General features: G+C 44.7%; 19 protein-coding genes. 10 read left to right on the forward strand and 9 right to left on the reverse strand.

Features of this window, described 5'->3' with window-relative positions:
* Window positions 1-76: 76 nt before the first annotated feature.
* A complete protein-coding gene (locus AACT42_RS19630) occupies window positions 77-943 on the reverse strand; it encodes a YicC/YloC family endoribonuclease (RefSeq protein ID WP_094132195.1) in 867 nt (288 codons plus the stop codon).
* 178 nt (window positions 944-1,121) lie between these two features.
* On the opposite strand from AACT42_RS19630, the gene rph reads away from it, so the two are divergent.
* The gene (rph, locus tag AACT42_RS19635) at window positions 1,122-1,838 is read left to right on the forward strand and encodes a ribonuclease PH (RefSeq protein ID WP_017042236.1); all 717 of its coding nucleotides are present in this window, start codon (window positions 1,122-1,124) and stop codon (window positions 1,836-1,838) included.
* 469 nt (window positions 1,839-2,307) lie between these two features.
* Window positions 2,308-2,949: an orotate phosphoribosyltransferase gene (gene pyrE / locus AACT42_RS19640; protein WP_013855722.1), complete on the forward strand. Its 642-nt coding sequence runs from the start codon at window positions 2,308-2,310 to the stop codon at window positions 2,947-2,949.
* 98 nt (window positions 2,950-3,047) lie between these two features.
* Here the strand turns inward: pyrE and lpxM are convergent, their stop codons facing one another.
* The 4 genes from lpxM to coaBC all read right to left on the reverse strand — a co-directional run bounded on the left by lpxM (window position 3,048) and on the right by coaBC (window position 7,065).
* A complete protein-coding gene (lpxM, locus tag AACT42_RS19645) occupies window positions 3,048-4,025 on the reverse strand; it encodes a lauroyl-Kdo(2)-lipid IV(A) myristoyltransferase (RefSeq protein ID WP_094132194.1) in 978 nt (325 codons plus the stop codon).
* Window positions 4,026-4,047: 22 nt separating this feature from the next.
* A complete protein-coding gene (gene lpxL, locus AACT42_RS19650; protein WP_094132193.1) occupies window positions 4,048-4,995 on the reverse strand; it encodes an LpxL/LpxP family Kdo(2)-lipid IV(A) lauroyl/palmitoleoyl acyltransferase in 948 nt (315 codons plus the stop codon).
* 56 nt (window positions 4,996-5,051) lie between these two features.
* On the reverse strand, window positions 5,052-5,642 hold the full coding sequence (slmA, locus tag AACT42_RS19655) for a nucleoid occlusion factor SlmA (protein ID WP_013855724.1): 591 nt from the start codon (window positions 5,640-5,642) through the stop codon (window positions 5,052-5,054).
* A gap of 208 nt (window positions 5,643-5,850) precedes the next feature.
* On the reverse strand, window positions 5,851-7,065 hold the full coding sequence (gene coaBC / locus AACT42_RS19660) for a bifunctional phosphopantothenoylcysteine decarboxylase/phosphopantothenate--cysteine ligase CoaBC (protein ID WP_064626049.1): 1,215 nt from the start codon (window positions 7,063-7,065) through the stop codon (window positions 5,851-5,853).
* A gap of 221 nt (window positions 7,066-7,286) precedes the next feature.
* Between coaBC and radC the strand changes: the two genes are divergently transcribed.
* The 5 genes from radC to mutM all read left to right on the forward strand — a co-directional run bounded on the left by radC (window position 7,287) and on the right by mutM (window position 10,159).
* Window positions 7,287-7,961, forward strand: coding sequence for a RadC family protein (radC, locus tag AACT42_RS19665; protein ID WP_010318993.1), 675 nt, complete (start codon window positions 7,287-7,289; stop codon window positions 7,959-7,961).
* Window positions 7,962-8,238: 277 nt separating this feature from the next.
* Window positions 8,239-8,475 (forward strand): 50S ribosomal protein L28, encoded by a 237-nt coding sequence (gene rpmB / locus AACT42_RS19670; RefSeq protein WP_004397476.1) that lies wholly within the window; start codon window positions 8,239-8,241, stop codon window positions 8,473-8,475.
* Between the two features lie 13 nt (window positions 8,476-8,488).
* Window positions 8,489-8,656 carry a 50S ribosomal protein L33 gene (gene rpmG, locus AACT42_RS19675; RefSeq protein WP_010318992.1) on the forward strand — a complete coding sequence of 56 codons (168 nt, stop codon included), beginning with the start codon at window positions 8,489-8,491 and terminating at the stop codon, window positions 8,654-8,656.
* 135 nt (window positions 8,657-8,791) lie between these two features.
* Entirely contained in the window at window positions 8,792-9,259 is a 468-nt protein-coding gene (locus tag AACT42_RS19680; protein ID WP_013855728.1) for a hypothetical protein, read from the forward strand.
* Between the two features lie 90 nt (window positions 9,260-9,349).
* Window positions 9,350-10,159, forward strand: a complete 810-nt coding sequence (mutM, locus tag AACT42_RS19685) for a bifunctional DNA-formamidopyrimidine glycosylase/DNA-(apurinic or apyrimidinic site) lyase (RefSeq protein ID WP_094132192.1) — start codon at window positions 9,350-9,352, stop codon at window positions 10,157-10,159.
* A 15-nt stretch (window positions 10,160-10,174) separates the two neighbouring features.
* On the opposite strand, the gene coaD is transcribed toward mutM, so the two are convergent.
* Window positions 10,175-10,666 (reverse strand): pantetheine-phosphate adenylyltransferase, encoded by a 492-nt coding sequence (gene coaD / locus AACT42_RS19690; RefSeq protein ID WP_010318989.1) that lies wholly within the window; start codon window positions 10,664-10,666, stop codon window positions 10,175-10,177.
* A 123-nt stretch (window positions 10,667-10,789) separates the two neighbouring features.
* On the opposite strand from coaD, the gene AACT42_RS19695 reads away from it, so the two are divergent.
* Window positions 10,790-11,824 (forward strand): glycosyltransferase family 9 protein, encoded by a 1,035-nt coding sequence (locus AACT42_RS19695; RefSeq protein ID WP_094132191.1) that lies wholly within the window; start codon window positions 10,790-10,792, stop codon window positions 11,822-11,824.
* Here AACT42_RS19695 and AACT42_RS19700 read toward each other — a convergent pair.
* Complete coding sequence (locus tag AACT42_RS19700; protein ID WP_094132190.1) at window positions 11,793-12,578, reverse strand: glycosyltransferase family 2 protein; 786 nt, start codon at window positions 12,576-12,578, stop codon at window positions 11,793-11,795. The two genes, AACT42_RS19695 and AACT42_RS19700, sit on opposite strands and share 32 nt — an antisense overlap.
* Window positions 12,575-13,645, reverse strand: a complete 1,071-nt coding sequence (locus AACT42_RS19705; RefSeq protein WP_094132189.1) for a glycosyltransferase family 9 protein — start codon at window positions 13,643-13,645, stop codon at window positions 12,575-12,577. The genes AACT42_RS19700 and AACT42_RS19705 overlap by 4 nt, the downstream gene beginning before the upstream one ends.
* 97 nt (window positions 13,646-13,742) lie before the next feature.
* Here AACT42_RS19705 and AACT42_RS19710 point away from each other — a divergent pair, with 97 nt between their 5' ends.
* Window positions 13,743-14,570: a glycosyltransferase gene (locus AACT42_RS19710; RefSeq protein ID WP_339373652.1), complete on the forward strand. Its 828-nt coding sequence runs from the start codon at window positions 13,743-13,745 to the stop codon at window positions 14,568-14,570.
* A complete protein-coding gene (locus AACT42_RS19715) occupies window positions 14,546-15,274 on the forward strand; it encodes a 3-deoxy-D-manno-octulosonic acid kinase (RefSeq protein ID WP_047688512.1) in 729 nt (242 codons plus the stop codon). Before AACT42_RS19710 ends, AACT42_RS19715 begins: the two co-directional genes overlap by 25 nt.
* A 335-nt stretch (window positions 15,275-15,609) precedes the next feature.
* Here the strand turns inward: AACT42_RS19715 and AACT42_RS19720 are convergent, their stop codons facing one another.
* On the reverse strand, window positions 15,610-17,379 hold the full coding sequence (locus AACT42_RS19720) for a polysaccharide deacetylase family protein (RefSeq protein ID WP_094132187.1): 1,770 nt from the start codon (window positions 17,377-17,379) through the stop codon (window positions 15,610-15,612).
* Window positions 17,380-17,403 lie beyond the last annotated feature (24 nt).

Raw genomic sequence — 17,403 nt, forward strand, 5'->3', positions numbered from 1 at the left:
AGGCAAAACCCTGTAATTTCCTGAAAAAAGCCCCTATTTACAGGGGCTTGGTAAGCTTAGAGAGACTCAAAAACCCTTATTCGATGTTTTGAATTTGCTCTCTCATTTGCTCAATCAGAACCTTGAGTTCTACGCCAGAGGCCGTAATGTCGGTGCTGATTGATTTCGAGGCTAACGTGTTCGATTCGCGGTTAAATTCTTGCATCATGAAATCGAGCTTACGGCCGCATGAGCCGCCTTTTTTGAGCACATTACGTGCTTCTTTGACATGCGAATCGAGGCGGTCTAACTCTTCGGCAACGTCTGATTTTTGTGCAAGTAAAATCAGCTCTTGCTCGACGCGTGTCGCATCAAGCTCAATCTTTGCTTCTTCAAACTTAGTCAGTAGACGTTCACGTTGCCATTGCAGGATTTCTGGCATGCGTGCGCGCACTTTGACCACTTCTTCACTGATCGCCGTCAGGCGTTGTTCGATTAACGCCTTCATGTTGTCACCTTCACGGCCACGTGCGTCAATGAATTCAATGATTGCGTCATCAAAGCCTGCTAATAAGGTTTTATTAATGCTGTCCATGTCTTGTTCTGGCGTTTCCATTACGCCGGGCCACTGCATGATTTGAAATGGATTAATGCGGCTTAACTCGCCCGTCATGTGCATTACTTGGTTGGCGGCTTTAATCACTTGATTGGCGAGTGCTTCATTGATATTCAGCTCACTTTTAGCCGCAGGGTTTGCTTCATAACGTAAGTGACATTCTACTTTGCCGCGCGCTAAACGTTGGCGAAAGCGTTCACGCAGTACAGGCTCAAGACCACGAAATTGTTCCGGCAGGCGGAAGTAGGTTTCAAGATAACGTTGGTTTACCGAGCGGATTTCCCATACCGCAGTACCCCAATCACCTTTAACTTCTTTACGCGCGTACGCGGTCATGCTGTAAATCATTGATTTGTCCTTTGCTCACGAAGATGAAATATCAAACGAGAGGTATGTTAGCACTAGCTTCACGCGTGTACTAGGTTCACGCCAATGCAAAGGGTGACCAACCTAGCGTCAAGGCGGCTAATCCGCTATAATCTCGCCCCAATCGATTCCGTCTCACCCGATAAAAGGTAGATGCACTATGCGTCCAAATGACCGCGCGGCCGATCAAATTCGCCCAATTAAAATCACTCGCAACTACACTGCTTATGCTGAAGGGTCAGTATTGGTGGAATTTGGTAATACCAAAGTATTGTGTAATGCCACTGTCGAAGAGGGTGTTCCTCGCTGGTTGAAAGGTCAGGGTAAAGGTTGGGTTACTGCAGAATACGGCATGCTGCCACGTGCAACCCATTCACGGACTCGTCGTGAAGCGACCAACGGTAAACAAGGTGGCCGCACCATGGAGATTCAACGTCTCATCGCTCGCAGCTTACGTGCTGTGGTGGATTTAGAGGCAATGCCAGAGGTGATGATCACGGTTGACTGTGACGTTATTCAAGCGGACGGCGGTACTCGCACTGCATCAATTACGGGCGCAAGTGTGGCACTAGCGGATGCGTTTGCTCATCTGGTTGCTAGCGGCAAATTGAAGAAGAATCCAATGAAAGGCCATGTTGCTGCTGTCTCAGTTGGCATCTTGGGTGAAAACATTTTATGTGATTTGGAATACGTGGAAGATTCTGCCGCCGACACAGATATGAATGTGGTGATGACTGAAAACGGTAAGATGATTGAAATTCAAGGCACCGCAGAGGGTGAACCGTTTAGCCATGAAGAGCTGATGGATTTACTGGCCGTTGCCAAGAAAGGCATCGCTGATATTGTTGAAGCGCAGAAAGCATCGTTATTAGATTGATCAAGTAGCTCCCAGTTGGGGGCTATTTTTTTGCCCGTTTTATTCATTGTATTGTTGTACGTGATGACCCCACCCTAACCCTCCCCTATAAGGAGAGGGAATGAAGGAAGTGTTCCTAATATCGCCCTTGAGGGGAGGGAATTCATCATCTTAGTATCTCCCCTTTTAGGGGAGGCGAGCACCATCTTAGTACCTCTCTTTTTTCGGGGAGGCGAGCAGCATCTTAGTACCTCTCCTTTTTCGGGGGAGGTGAGCACCAGCTTAGTACCTCTCTTTTTTCGGGGAGGCGAGCAGCATCTTAGTACCTCTCCTTTTTCGGGGAGGTGAGCACCAGCTTAGTACCTCTCTCTTTTCGGGGGAGGTGAGCACCACTTTAGTACCTCCCCCTTTTAGGGGGAGGCTAGGAGGGGGTTGTTCTTGTTGGGAAAGAGAAATAAACCAAAGTGTATGAGTTAAGAGAGAGAAAATCATGAAAGCATACCAGCGTGAATTTATTGAATTTGCACTAGAAAAAGAAGTCTTGAAGTTTGGCGAGTTTACTTTGAAGTCTGGCCGAAAAAGCCCTTATTTCTTTAACGCTGGCTTGTTTAATACTGGCCGTGACTTAGCGCGCTTAGGGCGTTTTTATGCCGCTGCTTTGGTCGATTCTGGGATTGAGTTTGATGTGCTATTTGGACCTGCGTACAAAGGGATCCCAATTGCGACTACAACTGCAGTAGCGTTGGCTGATCATCATGATGTTGATACGCCGTATTGCTTTAACCGTAAAGAAGCGAAAGACCACGGTGAGGGCGGTAACTTGGTCGGTAGCGCATTAGAAGGGCGCATTATGCTGGTGGATGATGTCATTACAGCTGGTACTGCCATTCGTGAGTCGATGGAAATCATTCAAGCTAACGGTGCGGATCTTGCTGGTGTTTTGGTAGCAATTGACCGCCAAGAAAAAGGCAAAGGAGAGCTTTCTGCAATTCAAGAAGTCGAGCGTGATTTTGGTTGCGCGATCATCTCAATTGTTAGCCTGACCGATCTGGTTACTTACCTTGAAGAGAAAGGGGCAGATGCTAAGCACCTTGAGGCGGTAAAAGCGTATCGTGCTCAGTACGGAATTTAAGCATCAACTTATTTGCGAATCGTAGAGCCACTTATTGAAAAGTAAAAGCCCCGAGTTTGTCGCTCGGGGCTTGTTAGTTAGTTTAGTTATTCTAGCGATTAACTTTGATCGCCATGGTGCGAGTTATCGTAAATTTCCGAGCCATCACGCTGCGTTTTCAACAGTGATAAATTCCACATGTACTGTTCTGGGCGTGGTGTGACTAAATCTTCAATCGCCTTATTCATAGCGCGTGCATCTTGCTCTTCATCGCCCGTTGGAAAGTTTTCTAATGCAGGCAAAATATGCACTTCGTACTTACAGGTTTTATCGTTATAAGCAGGCAAAATTGGCACGACTTTCGCTTTTGATAGGCGCGCCATTTTACCAAAACCTTTTAACGTGGCTTTTTCAGTGCCAAAGAATGGAACAAAGACCGAGTTGGCCGGGCCAAAGTCTTCATCGGGCAGCCAGTAGCCTAAATATCCATCTTTAATTGAACGTACAAACGGTTTTACTCCAGCATCACGTGCAAAAATACGCCCGCCATATTGCATGCGTTGGACGTGCATTAACCAATCACCGATAGGATTGCGCTGTGGCTTCATGATGGTGGTTACTTTATAGCCTTTTGCCGCAAGCATTACCGCAGGGTAATCGACCGCCCAAGCATGAGGGGCGAGGATGATCACGTTCTCGCCAGCATCTAACAATGGCAATAAGTTCTCTTCACCAATCATGATGCCGCGTTGCTGATTGTGTTTCGTGGAACGAACCAAAAACTCCGAATAACCGAGCATGTATTGTGCTGCTTTGACAAAGGTTTCTTCCAAAATAGCCTGGCGTTCTTGCGGGGATTTTTCAGGAAAGCATTTTTCCAGATTCACTCGCGTGCGGCGTACAACACGGCCGTTTTTGCGTACCGCAAAGGTGGATAATTTGCGCGCTAGCTTATCTCGCCATGCGGGTGGCATAAAGGCGAACAGAGCGGCAAAGAAGATCCCAATCCAAGTTCCCCAATGTTTTGGGTGTAAAAAAGACCATTGGAATGTGGGGTTGTGCAAGTGTTTGTCTGTGCTGTTTTCGTTGTTGCTCATTGAAAGCAAAACCTTTTTCTAGTTATAAATAGCGAGAGTTAGTTAACGTTTCATCTGGCAAAGATTTAAAACGCTTATGCAGCCACATCCACTGTTCTGGTGCGCGTAGAATCACTTCTTCAACGTATTTATTCATGTAAGCGGCTGCGGCGGTCATGTCATCTTTTGGATAGTCGCCATCAATGGTTTTATCGGCGATGATTTCATATTTTCCGTTGGCGTTTCGAAACCCTGAACCAGGGACAATCGCGCATTGGCTAGTATAAGCCAGAATACTGGTGCCTGTGGTGGTACACGCTTCTTTGACCGCAAAGAAGGGAACAAACACCGATTTGTTATGGCCGTAATCTTGATCGGGTAGATAAAATAGGCGTTCGCCCTTTTTGAGTACGCGGATCATCTGTTTAATGTCGGTGCGGTAGATTAGTTTATTGCCATTGCGTGTGCGACCACGGTATTGGATAAATTCATACGCAGGGTTGCTGTGTGGGCGGTAAACGCCATAGCCTTCAAGGCCTATTACACCAAAAGCACGTGCTGTAATTTCTAAATTTAACGCATGTACGCAACACAGCAGTGCGCCACGTTTTTCTTGTTTGAGTTGCAAAAGGGCACTGACATCTTTCACATCAAGCAGGCGAGCAAAACGCCAAGTCGGCCAAAACCAAGTAATTCCGGTTTCTATCAGTGCCATGCCGGTGTTTTTAAAGTTTTCGTTAACAATATGCTCAATCTCACCTGCACTTTTCTCTGGAAAAGATAGCTGTAGATTACGCGTGGCAATGTGTACTCGCTTGTTAGCAAAGCGCATTCCAAACGCGCCCATGCTGCGTCCTATTTTTAGTAACGCAGAATAAGGAAGCAGGTTGACTATTAAAGCGAGTAGCCCAAAGCTAAGCCACACGCCCCAATATTTAGGGTGCAGTAGCGAGAGGGAAAACTCAGGTTTACCGTATTTTTCTTTGCTCATTACTCTTGATTCTTTCACTGATGATGATTCTTTGTCACGACGGTGGTGGTTTGTTTTTACTGAATCTGAGCGCTTAATAATGCCCAATACTCTTCAAAATTTGCCGTCGGTTGGTATTTAAAGTCAGATCGCACAAAGCGATTTAGGCTTCCTTCCACTTGGCCAAGCAGTTGCGCGGCTAAAATGCTTTCGTCGACGGGGAAGGATTTACCTTCACGCAGTTTACGTTCGCGAAGGATCTGACGTAGTGACGTTTCTATGCGTTCGAACAGTTGGTTGATCCGTTCACGCAGTCGCTCATTTTCAAACATTAGAGCATGGCCGGATAAAATTCGTGTCAAGCCCGGGTTACGTTCCGAAAAAGCCAAGATAAGCTGTAGCACTAAGCGGATGCGGTTGAGTGTATCTTTCTCTTCATCCAAAATGCGATTAATCCGCGACATTAAAGACTCTTCAATAAACTCAATCAAGCCTTCAAACATCCGTGCTTTACTCGGAAAATGACGGTACAAAGCCGCTTCAGAAACGCCCACTTGTTTGGCTAGCTTTGCTGTGGTGATGCGTGATGCACCATCGTTAGATTCCAGCATTTCAGCGAGTGCTTGTAGAATCTCTTCACGACGATTGATTTTCTTATTGACGGCCATGACCCGATTTCCTTTTAGTTACCACATGCTTGTGAGCAAATATTTATACCCTTCAGATGGTTTGGGTATTGTCCATTAAGCGCAGTAGTTTAACGGACAGTTTTCGGACTGCGTAGCGTAAAAATGAAAATGATTGAACTGGGTGGTGATTTTACCACCCAATAAACGCTATGAACCCTAAAAGAAGCTTAGAACGTCTGTTTGTAGCCTACAGTTGACTCGCGATCAGTTGCATCAGCGCGTGAGCTAATGCAGATTTTGAACTCAAAGGTAATGCTTGCTCTCCGCCTTGCCAATAAACGGTCAGCGCATTGTCGTTACTATTAAAGCCTTGGCCCGCAACAGAAACATCATTGGCGCAGATCATATCCAGTTTTTTGTTGAGCAGTTTAGCGCGGGCATATTTTTCAACTTGCTGCGTTTCAGCCGCAAAGCCTACCGTGAACGGGCGGTTTTCTTTCAGTGCAGCTACGCTGGCGACGATGTCGGGATTTTTGACCATGGTGATGAGCATGTGATCGCTCGCATCGGTTTTTTTGATCTTTTGATCGGCGACGATCTCAGGGCGATAGTCGGCTACGGCGGCGCAACTGATGAACACATCATGTGATTGCGCTTGCGCCATCACTTGCTGATGCATATCGCAGGCACTTTCCACATCAATACGTTGTACTTGTGGCGGTGTGAGCAAATTGACCGGGCCACTGATCAGAGTCACTTTCGCGCCCAATTGAGCGGCGGCCTGCGCAATCGCATACCCCATTTTGCCTGAACTGTGGTTACTGATATAGCGAACTGGATCGAGTGCTTCACGGGTTGGGCCTGCGCTAATCAACAGTGACTTACCGGCGAGCAGTGTGTTGTTTGCCACCTCTGTTTGGAAAAAAAACTCGCAGCGCTCAACCAATTGCATTGGCTCAAGCATGCGGCCTGGGCCAACATCGCCACACGCCTGTTCACCAGCTGCAGGGCCCCAAATCATCATGCCTCGGCGTTTAAGCGTGGCAATATTCTCTTGTGTGGCGATATTGCGATACATCTGCTGATTCATTGCCGGCGAGACAGCCACTGGCGCATTGGTGGCTAAAATCAAAGTGGTGAGTAAATCATTACCCATCCCTGCGGCGACGCGCGCGATGAGATCCGCAGTCGCGGGAGCCAGTAGGACTAAGTCTGCCCATTTGGCAAGTTCAATATGGCCCATAGACGCTTCGGCGGCTGGGTCTAATAAGCTATCTGAAACTGGCCTGCCAGAGACGGCTTGCATGGTCAGTGGCGTTATAAACTCTTTTGCCGCGTGGGTCATCACCACTTGTACTTGAGCGCCTCGTTCAATCAAGCGACGCGTTAGCTCAGCACATTTATACGCAGCAATACCGCCGCTAATGCCGAGCAGAATCTTCTTTCCTGCCAGTGTTTGCATTGTCTTTTCCTCAAAAATTCTGCGCATTATGTTAGCACAACTCTCGCATCGAGTGACCTTATGATCCGCTCAATCCTTTCATATTGGACGAGTGTTTCTGCGTCTTCCATCACTTATCAATTACAAAAAACCATGAATCAAGCCTAAATAAAGAGAAGCAAAGTTGCAGGCTTGGCTATTTCTCTATGTTGTCTGGGTATCTTAGACCCTAGGAGTGCTTAATGAGCCTCAAATCACTGCCCACAGAATCAATGCCACGCGAAAAATTGCTTGCTCGCGGTCCTCAGGCATTATCGGATGCTGAACTGCTGGCGATTTTCCTTCGTACTGGCACTCAAGGAATGAATGTGCTCGCTCTCTCGGATCTGCTGCTGCGCGAGTTTGGATCACTTCGAGCGCTTTTTTCGGCCAACCAGCAAGAGTTTTGCCGCCATAAAGGGTTGGGCGAAGCCAAATACGTTCAATTGCAGGCGGTGCTTGAAATGACGCAGCGCTATTTGGCCGAAACGCTCAAACGAGGTGGCGCTTTGACTAGCCCAGAGCAAACCAAGCTTTATTTATCGAGTGTGCTACGCGATCGCCATCGAGAAGCCTTCTATATTCTGTTTTTGGATAATCAACACCGAGTGATCAGCGATGAAGTATTGTTTGAGGGGACGATTGACGCGGCCAGCGTTTACCCTCGTGAGGTGGTTAAAAGAGCGCTCCACCATAATGCGGCGGCATTAATATTGGCTCATAATCATCCGTCAGGCGTTGCTGAGCCTAGCCAAGCCGATCGCAGAATCACACGTCGATTAACCGATGCGCTTGCGTTAGTGGACATCCGTATTTTGGACCATTTTGTGGTGGGCGACGGCGAGGTAATTTCTTTTGCAGAAAGAGGGTGGATTTGAATCACATTTTAGGTTGTGACTTAAGATTATTCTGGTATGATTCGCGCACTAAATTATCAACCTAAATCAGCTCTGCTTAAAAAAAGATCGCCAAATCCGTAAAAAGGATCTGTTCGGGTCTTGAGCAATGCATGTCAAGTTAGTATAATACGCGACCTTTGATAGCCTTGTATGGATTTTCCATAACGGTTTTTAACCTCAAACTTCTTAATACATCGAGAACGAGGTTCGGCCACCAAGGTTGATATCGAGCTGAAACGATTTGGAGAAGACATTCATGTCCCGAGTATGCCAAGTAACTGGTAAGCGTCCAATAACGGGTAACAACCGTTCACACGCACGAAATGCTACTAAGCGTCGTTTTCTGCCGAACCTACAAACTCATCGTTTCTGGGTAGAGAGCGAAAAACGTTTTGTTAAACTACGTCTAACTGCTAAAGGCATGCGTATCATCGATAAGAAAGGCATTGATGCTGTTCTTGTTGATATCCGTGCACGTGGCGAAAACGTTTAAGAGGAATTGAGCAATGGCTAAAGGCATTCGTGAGAAAATTCGACTAATATCTTCTGCAGGTACTGGTCACTTCTACACAACTGACAAGAACAAACGCAACATGCCAGGCAAATTTGAGATCAAGAAATTTGATCCAGTAGTTCGCCAGCACGTTCTTTACAAAGAAGGCAAAATCAAGTAATTGATTTTACGCTTTGTAAGCATTGAAAGACCCAGCTTTGGCTGGGTTTTTTATTGTCTGGAATTTGTACCCTGCAATGTCAGCTCTCACAATAATGTGCTAAGTTACTCAAAGATAAACTCTTAGGGATCACTTATGCGTATCAATCGCCGCCGTTGGAATAATATTCTTATCTTGGCTGTTATTGCTTTTATTGCCATTTTGAATTTACCCACAGTCATCAAAACTTATCTTATTGAACCGCCTGCTAGCCCTTATCCTTATGTGATTAATCCAAATGCACAGCTGCAAGCACTGCATTTTACTGACTGGTCACTTGAACTGAATCAGAATCGTTGGCGATCAAGCAAAGCAATTTCAGTTGCTCCTGAAATATTGGCACAACGCTGGCAGAGTTTAGTTGGTACTGAAGTTGATGATGCCACTTACGAGTCGCTTGCGTCTCTACTACGTAACCCACAAACCGTGGAGGTGTGGTATCAGGATCGCGAAGAGCCGCAAAGGATCACCTACTACCAAACCCCCCAGTTTTGGTTATTGAAAAATTGGCAAGAGAAATGGGTGGCACTTTCGGTAGAAGAAGCTTTTCTTTTTCCGAACTGAGTCATTATTTCTCGCGAGCGTTGAACAAACAAAGAACGAATAACCAATAACCAATACCCAATAACGACGAACGAAGAATCGAGATTTATCATGCCTGAGTTACCCGAAGTTGAAGTAAGTAAAATGGGGATTAGCCCGCATCTAGTTGGGCAAACGATCCAGCAACTGACATTTCGCACGCCAAAATTACGTTGGCCCATCCCTCAAGAGCTGAAACAGTTAGAAGGGCAAGTGATCCGCAATATTGCCCGCCGGGCCAAATATTTATTGATAGAGACCGATATTGGCAGCGCGATTGTTCATTTGGGAATGTCAGGTTCATTGCGAGTATTGGAGTGTGATTTTCCGGCAGGCAAGCATGATCACGTTGATCTGCGATTAACCAATGGAAAGGTACTGCGCTACCACGATCCACGTCGATTTGGCGCTTGGCTATGGTGCGAGCAAGGAGAAAGCCACTCGGTGTTGAGTAATATCGGTCCTGAGCCATTAACCGATGATTTTGATGCAGATTATATTGTGCAAAAAGCGAACAATAAACGTATCGCTGTTAAGCAATTTATTATGGAAAATAAAGTGGTGGTTGGCGTAGGCAATATCTACGCGAGTGAATCACTGTTTAATGCGCGAATTCTCCCCACTCGGCCCGCTCATTCGCTGACACTGACTGAGTGGAATTGCCTCGTGCGAGAAATTAAATCAGTCTTAGCAACGGCGATTCAACAAGGTGGCACAACCTTAAAAGATTTTGCACAAGCGGATGGCAAACCGGGCTATTTTGCTCAAGAGCTTAATGTGTATGGCAAAGCGCAGCAGCCTTGCCCAGCGTGTGGGCAAGCGATTGAAGCGCTGAAAATTGGTCAGCGTAACACCTTTTTCTGCTCTGCTTGCCAAAAATAAGGTACGTCCTAAAGGCTATATTTTCTTGCCATGCAAGGCGTTAGCGACAATGTCAGGAACAAATTGATCAACTTCTCCACCATGAATCGCCACTTCTCGCACAATGGTGGAGGAGATAAACGCATGCTCCTCTGATGGTGTAAGAAACACACTTTCCAGCCCCGGCATTAAACGGCGGTACATGTTGGTCAAACCAAATTCATACTCGAAGTCAACCGTAGTACGCAAACCGCGGATCAGCACATTGGCTTTTTCATCACGCGCAAAATCGACCATTAACCCAGCAAATCCTTTGGCAGTGACATTCTCTAAATGTTGAGTGACGGCGCTGGCAAAGTCGACCCGCTCTTGCAGAGTAAACATGGTGTTTTTGCTTGGGCTGGCGGCGACGGCGATGATCACTTCATCAAACATATTGGCGGCGCGTTCGATCAGATCTAAATGACCATTGGTGATGGGATCAAAAGTGCCGGGATAAATCACACGCGAAATTCTTTTTTGGCTCACAGTGGAAGGCTCATATTGGTTAACTGGCACTGATATTAACAAAAAGACTCAAAATTACCTATTGAACTCGGTATGATGTAGCCCGCATTAAACTGTGACGCTTAGCGAGTGAGAGAAGAGACGATGAAGAAGTTGTTGGTGATCCGTAACGATAAAATTGGTGATTTCATGCTGGCTTGGCCAAGTTTTGCGATGCTAAAAGCCTCGTTGCCAGATTGCCATCTTACCGCGTTAGTCCCCAGCTATACCGTCGCGCTGGCCGAGCTTTGCCCGTGGATTGATGCGGTGATGGTCGACCCAACGGAAAATGCGTCCTCTGCGCAGAAAAAGCAATGTATTCAAGCAATTAAACAGCAACACTTTGATGCCTCGATCAACCTCTTCTCGACCACTTACAATGCACTATTAGTTTGGAAATCTCGTATTCCTTATCGTTTAGCGCCGGCGACTAAATTCGCTCAAATTTTTTATAGCAAACGAATTAAGCAAAAACGCTCTCAATCAGCCAAACCAGAATATGAGTATAACTTAGATTTGGTACGCGCTTTTTTGCATGATATTGGCAAAGAGGTTGTCGAGCCGAGCGCACCTTATCTGCAATTTGATCAAGCGAAGCTTGTTGAACAAAAAAGCAAACTGGCTGCGCAACTTCATCTCGATACCAGTAAACCGTGGATGTTTGTACACGCCGGAAGCGGCGGTTCAGCGAATAATTTGTCGCTAGAGCAATACACGCAGTTAGTGATGGGGATTGATGGCAAGCAAGAAATTATCCTTACCGCCGGGCCGGGAGAAGAAGCGAAAGCCGCGCAGTTAAAAGCTTTGATTGAAGAAAAGGGCGGGCGAGCGGCACTGTATGATAAAAATGAAGGGCTTGTTGATTTCTCACGCTCGATTGCTTGCGCTGATATTTTTATCGCAGGTTCAACCGGGCCTTTGCATATTGCCGCTGCGATTGATGTGCCCACAGTTGGCTTTTTCCCCGCCAAACGTTCAGCCACGCCACTGCGTTGGCGACCATTGAATTCACAAGGTCGCCACATTGCCTTTTGTCCACCACAAGCAAAAGACAAAGAAACTCAGGCCGATATGAGCCGCATTGATATTAATGCGGTGTTAGCCGAACTTAACCCTTGGGTGGCTCAGTACTGCTTCTAACCCATAAATCGGCGTATTTAACAAAGGTTGAGTGCGCCGATAATAAAGAAAGCAAGAAGCCTTGCTTACCATCTAAAAAGCCTGCTTTTAAAACGTACATTTTCAAAAAGCAGCCAAACGCATGCAAAATACCTTGGCTAATGCTGCTTTTCTTACCACGTTTTTCTCGTTGCTCTGCCCATGCCTTGGCATAACCTGCGGATTTAACTAAATAATGATGAATATCGTTATAGGTGTAGTGAATCGCATCACCTGCAAGATTCTCGACTTTCATGCCATCTGCGACTTCGACTTTTTCATGCACCAAAGCCTCGTTATATTGCGTTAATTGAGTCGGGTAGAGGCGCAACACGCGATCAGGATACCAACCACAGTGGCGAATATAGCGGCCAAAAACCCAACTCAAACGGGCAAATTGATACAGTGTATTGGGTTTATTAGCCGCGACCGCTTGCTGAATGCTCTCTTTTAACTCTTTGGTCACGCGTTCATCGGCATCTAGCCACAACACATAATCAGACTCGACATACGACTGCGCTAAGCGGCGCTGTGGGCCAAACCCAGGCCACTGCGAATTGACAAAAAACTTGTCAGTATAACGGCGTGCAATCTCTTCGGTATTATCACTGCTACCTGAATCTAAGACGACGATTTCATCGACCCATTGGTGAACGGTTTCTAAGCAAGCTTGCAGATGTTGCGCTTCATTTTTAACGATCAGCGCAACGGCTAAAGTAGGTTTGCTCACATTCATTCCTCGGATATTGGGTTTAGCTGAAAATCAGCCGTTATCTTATCAAACATTTGGATAACATGGCTTGCTTGAATGCGCTGCATCGCTTGTTCATCTTTGACGCGAGTGCGCCAACTGACTTGCTCTTTCATTTTTCCTGTTTCGGCAAACAGTGCTTCTTCATAAGCTGATACCACATAATCACGATACTGATAAGGCCCTGTGCGCTGCGGGTTATGGTGAGCGTATAAACCGATAACGGGAGTATTCATTGCATTGGCCATGTGCGCTGGGCCTGTGTCTGGCGCTATCACTAAATCGACTAAGTCGAGCAGTGCCAACATCTCTTTAAGCTGGCTTTTACCAACGACATTGAGTACCGGCTGAGTAAGTTTACTCGCTATTTCGGCTGCTAGATCAACTTCAATTTGCGCAGGACTACCGGCTAAAATGATATGCCAACCAAGTTGTTGAGCATGCGTTATCACTTCTACATAACCTTCAGCGGTCCAATTTTTATAAGGCTTACTCGCGGCAGGAACCACGACTAAATTACGTTTTGAATGTGCAAGTTGCTGCTTGGCCCATTGACGATCGGAATCTGAATAAGTGAGTGACCACTTAGGTTCTAGTTCTTTTATTCCAAGGCACTTTGCAAACGCGAGTAAGCCATCTAATACATGAGGCGCTTGAGGCGATATCACTTTTACATTGGTAAATAGGTGTTGGAAATCTTGGCTGCGGGCGGCATCAAAACCGAGTTTATATTTAGCTTTAATACCCAGTGTGGCAATACTGGCACGAAAGGCATACTGCATATGCAAAAGCGCATCGAAGGATTGCCCTTTAAGTTCTGCCCATAATTTTTGATATGCTTTCCATCCCTGTTTTTTGTCGAATATAACCACGTTTACATTCGGTAAATCAGTGAGTAACTGTGCTTCAAGCTTTCCAGTGATCCAAGTGATATGAGTTTCAGGCCATTGGTGTTGAATTGATTGCACGGCGGCCACTGCATTGCACACATCGCCAATCGCCGACAGACGAAGGATACAGAGAGAGTGTGGGGCTGATTGAAAAATAGCCATGATGTTCCTAACAAAATGGACGTTACTATTCGTCGATTATGCAGATAGTTGGTAGACTTGTAAAACAATGACTATTGAGAGTGGTAACAAACGAAAAATGCAGTATGAAGTCATCATGTCAGCCTATAACGATGCGAATGTAATCGAAATTACATTAAACGGTTTTATGTATCAGTCAGATAAGAGGTTTTCAATTTGTATCGCTGATGATGGTTCAGGACCAGAAGTGCTTGTTATTGTAAATAAATACCGAGATAAAGGTATGAATATTCGGCATGTATGGCATGAAGATCAAGGCTTTAGAAAAACGATCATTCTTAATAAAGCGATAGCAAGTAGCAAAGCAGATCGATTGATATTTGTGGATAGCGATAGTATACCACATAAACATTTTATTGCTGATCATAAAACACATTATCAAGCTAGGCTGATCACTACAGGGCCGCGTGTTTATTTAAGACAAGTAATAACTAATAAATTAAAACAGGATAAATGGATTATTCGAGATCTTGAGAATAATTTTCGATTGCTTTGGTTATCATTATTTAAGCAAACTAAAAAAGCGGAAATGGCATTCTATTTCCCTGAAGGGTTGCTCCCACTTTTAAATAAATTCAAATCAGTATGGCCTTATGGCGCTAATATGGCGGTTGATAGACAAGATTTGCTTGATATCAATGGATTCGATGAGGATTTTTTAGGGTGGGGAGGGGAGGATATCGATTTAATTAGACGCCTTCAGCTCAATGGTGTGAACTATTTTGGTTGTGTTGGACGAGCGATTATCTACCATTTAGAACATCCAATACGAATTCCTGATGATGGAGATGTTACAATGGCCGAACGTAAACGTGTTAAGTTAAACTCTTCAGTCTCTTACATTAATAACGGATTAGATAAATGGTTAGCCAATCATCAAAACTGAAGGCTATTCAGTATGACAGTATAGCTATATGGTTAGACAATACACTTATTCAAGAAGATTGTGATGAGTGTTTTTCGATTGAGTATTGGCAGTCAAAAGACTGCATCATAGGGAGTGCAATAGGCCGAGGAACTACTTGGTTTGTACAGTTACAGCATACTCAAGGTGCTTTGCGTCATTATCACCGTGGTGGTTTGTTTGGGAAGTTTGTAGCGGATTACTACTGGTTCACGGGTTGGGAAAAAACGCGCAGTTATCAAGAATTTGTGCTGCTCAATTACTTACGCGAAGCAGGTGTGAATGTGCCACGTCCGATTGCCGCTCGCGTACAAAAAAATGGATTCTTTTATAAAGCTGATTTATTGAGTGAAAAAGTATGTAACGCGCGTGATTTACTTACCATCTTACAAGAACAAATCATAAGTGTTCAACTCTACAGAAAAATCGGCCGTGAAATTCGAAAAATGCATGATGCTCGAGTCAATCATACCGATCTCAATATCCATAACATTCTGGTTGATGAACAAGAGACGGTATGGATTATTGATTTTGATAAGTGTTATGTAGAAGTAAGTCGAAATTGGCAATCATCGAACTTAGAAAGATTAAAACGCTCATTTATTAAAGAAGTTGTTAAAAGATCGATTAAATGGTGTGAGTTAGATTGGCAATCGTTAAAGCAAGGCTACCAAGCTGGCGATTAGGCCTTGTAAAGAGACTGTAAAGAATTATGTGTAACTGCTAGAGTTGCATATAATCAGCAAGTCTGTCTTCGAACATAATCGAAAAGCGTTTTAGTGCTTTCTTCTAGTGATGTATTGATTATCCATACCCATAATTGATCCACATCTGTAGTTTTGTTCACCTCGTTAAGTGAGTACAATCACTAACGAGGTGAACAATGACGATGAAGAAAACAGAATTAACTCTCCCCTGAATTCAAAGCAAAAGCCCTGAAGCTATCAAGCAGTTAAAGGGTGTTAGTATTAGTATGAATTTCAATTAATGGACTAATATTACCATTGATTGCAAGTCGTAGTTAATTATTCATTTTACGAAACGTATAATTACCGCGCACTTTGCGCCATAGGCCAAACACATCAGTTTTAGGGAATATAGCAATACGTCGTATTTTATATGAATCTTGATGTATTAATAATGGACCGCTGTTAGTAGCAACCGCAAATTGATAGCCACATTGATGCACGATCTGTTTTGAGAGCGCATCATGATCGCCATAGGGGTATGCAAAAGAAACCAGTTGTTCGCCTAGTAGCTCTTCGAGTTCAAACTTATTACGTGAGATCTCTTTACGCTGTTCAGATTCACTGAGTTTGCTGAGAAATGGATGAGTCATTGTATGACCCCCAATTTCAACTAGCCCTGAATCGTGTAATGCTTTGACTTGCTGACGAGACATTAAAGGCACTGGTTTTTCTGGGTTGCTCGGTACTTCAACATCCCAACGGTTAAAATCTTCACCTGTTACTATGTAGACAACCGCTTTAAAACCATATTTTCGTAATAGCGGCAACATCAATTCGTAGTTATCTTGATACCCGTCATCAACCGTTAAGATGATATAGCGCTTGCCTGATTCAAGGCGGTGAATAAGCCCTTTATCCGCTAAATCTTTAAAGGTTAGCGTTTCAAAGCCCATTTTTTTTAGCAGTTTGAAGTGCTTTTCAAGCATGTCAATATGCAGATAGGTTCCATGTACGCCTTTTTCACTATCATCCTTAATAAAGCGATGATACATAATAATCGGCATCTCTTTACGCAGCTTTTCAACGTAAACCGTTTGATAAATATCTTCTATTTGATCGACCACATTGGTTAAGCTGTAGCTGTGCTGAATTATCTCTCTGACTTGTGGCGAGCAGTGTGGTGTTTTTAACCCTTGTTCCACATATTGACTAATTTTTGCAAAATCAATATCGAGATCTTTTGGCCCGATGTCACCGAAGTTGCTTGCCATGGCTGCAGCGATATTCTTGTCATCGACAATACCAATGGCACTTGCTTCACCGATTGCCAGTGTAGGCCGTCCACACAGCAAAGATTCCATTGCCACTCTGCCAGCCCCAATGACTAAGTCTGATTGAGCAAGTATCGAGACGACATCTTGTGAATAACCAAGAAAGTGAACATCAGAAGTAAACTTATCAAAACGCGCTTCAATTTTAGAGCCAGATATGACCTGAATCTGGTATTTTGCTGAGTCTAAACACTCATCGAGCAACCGATAACAAAGATCCCCTTTAGGGCCGGTTAATCGACCAATAATACTGACAACAGGTTTGCTATTTTGAGGAGCATTTTGCCAAGCGAATTCTTGCGTTTCAATGCCGTTTCGGCTTACGACGAGCGAGCTTTGTGGAACATTCAATTCAGTCATGAGTTGTTGTTCAATGGCCTCACAAACCGGTAGTGCTTTGTCACCCATGGCGTGAAATTTTTTACGAGATGCGTGTGCAGGCTGACGGCCATGTACTGTGGTGACCATAGGCGTATTTGTTAATTTGCAAGCAATGTGACAACTCCAGCTTGAGGCGCGAGAGTGAGCATGCACTAGCTGGATATGGTGTTTCTTAATCAGATAAATAAGATAACCCACATGCCAAAAGCGGCGAGGAATACTGCGTTTATTAAAACGGAGTTTATAAAATAGCCCTTGGTGAGGTTTTGTTAGCGTATCGGAAACATAAAATACCTTATGCCCACGCTTTGTCAGTTCATCGCCAGCGGTTGTGGCGTACACCTCCGCCCCAGTGACCTCAAGTTGAGATAAGGCCATTAATATGTTCATAAAAATTCCCAAAAATGCGAATAG

The organism is Vibrio sp. V15_P4S5T153 (assembly GCF_963874485.1).
GTDB lineage: Bacteria > Pseudomonadota > Gammaproteobacteria > Enterobacterales > Vibrionaceae > Vibrio > Vibrio anguillarum.

What these genes read in the sequence shown, in the direction of transcription:
- AACT42_RS19630 (WP_094132195.1), bottom strand. Translation starts at nt 943, where the DNA reads ATGATTTACAGCATGACCGCGTACGCGCGTAAAGAAGTTAAAGGTGAT.
- rph (WP_017042236.1), top strand. Translation starts at nt 1,122, where the DNA reads ATGCGTCCAAATGACCGCGCGGCCGATCAAATTCGCCCAATTAAAATC.
- pyrE (WP_013855722.1), top strand. Translation starts at nt 2,308, where the DNA reads ATGAAAGCATACCAGCGTGAATTTATTGAATTTGCACTAGAAAAAGAA.
- lpxM (WP_094132194.1), bottom strand. Translation starts at nt 4,025, where the DNA reads ATGAGCAACAACGAAAACAGCACAGACAAACACTTGCACAACCCCACA.
- lpxL (WP_094132193.1), bottom strand. Translation starts at nt 4,995, where the DNA reads ATGAGCAAAGAAAAATACGGTAAACCTGAGTTTTCCCTCTCGCTACTG.
- slmA (WP_013855724.1), bottom strand. Translation starts at nt 5,642, where the DNA reads ATGGCCGTCAATAAGAAAATCAATCGTCGTGAAGAGATTCTACAAGCA.
- coaBC (WP_064626049.1), bottom strand. Translation starts at nt 7,065, where the DNA reads ATGCAAACACTGGCAGGAAAGAAGATTCTGCTCGGCATTAGCGGCGGT.
- radC (WP_010318993.1), top strand. Translation starts at nt 7,287, where the DNA reads ATGAGCCTCAAATCACTGCCCACAGAATCAATGCCACGCGAAAAATTG.
- rpmB (WP_004397476.1), top strand. Translation starts at nt 8,239, where the DNA reads ATGTCCCGAGTATGCCAAGTAACTGGTAAGCGTCCAATAACGGGTAAC.
- rpmG (WP_010318992.1), top strand. Translation starts at nt 8,489, where the DNA reads ATGGCTAAAGGCATTCGTGAGAAAATTCGACTAATATCTTCTGCAGGT.
- AACT42_RS19680 (WP_013855728.1), top strand. Translation starts at nt 8,792, where the DNA reads ATGCGTATCAATCGCCGCCGTTGGAATAATATTCTTATCTTGGCTGTT.
- mutM (WP_094132192.1), top strand. Translation starts at nt 9,350, where the DNA reads ATGCCTGAGTTACCCGAAGTTGAAGTAAGTAAAATGGGGATTAGCCCG.
- AACT42_RS19695 (WP_094132191.1), top strand. Translation starts at nt 10,790, where the DNA reads ATGAAGAAGTTGTTGGTGATCCGTAACGATAAAATTGGTGATTTCATG.
- AACT42_RS19700 (WP_094132190.1), bottom strand. Translation starts at nt 12,578, where the DNA reads ATGAATGTGAGCAAACCTACTTTAGCCGTTGCGCTGATCGTTAAAAAT.
- AACT42_RS19705 (WP_094132189.1), bottom strand. Translation starts at nt 13,645, where the DNA reads ATGGCTATTTTTCAATCAGCCCCACACTCTCTCTGTATCCTTCGTCTG.
- AACT42_RS19710 (WP_339373652.1), top strand. Translation starts at nt 13,743, where the DNA reads ATGCAGTATGAAGTCATCATGTCAGCCTATAACGATGCGAATGTAATC.
- AACT42_RS19715 (WP_047688512.1), top strand. Translation starts at nt 14,546, where the DNA reads ATGGTTAGCCAATCATCAAAACTGAAGGCTATTCAGTATGACAGTATA.
- AACT42_RS19720 (WP_094132187.1), bottom strand. Translation starts at nt 17,379, where the DNA reads ATGAACATATTAATGGCCTTATCTCAACTTGAGGTCACTGGGGCGGAG.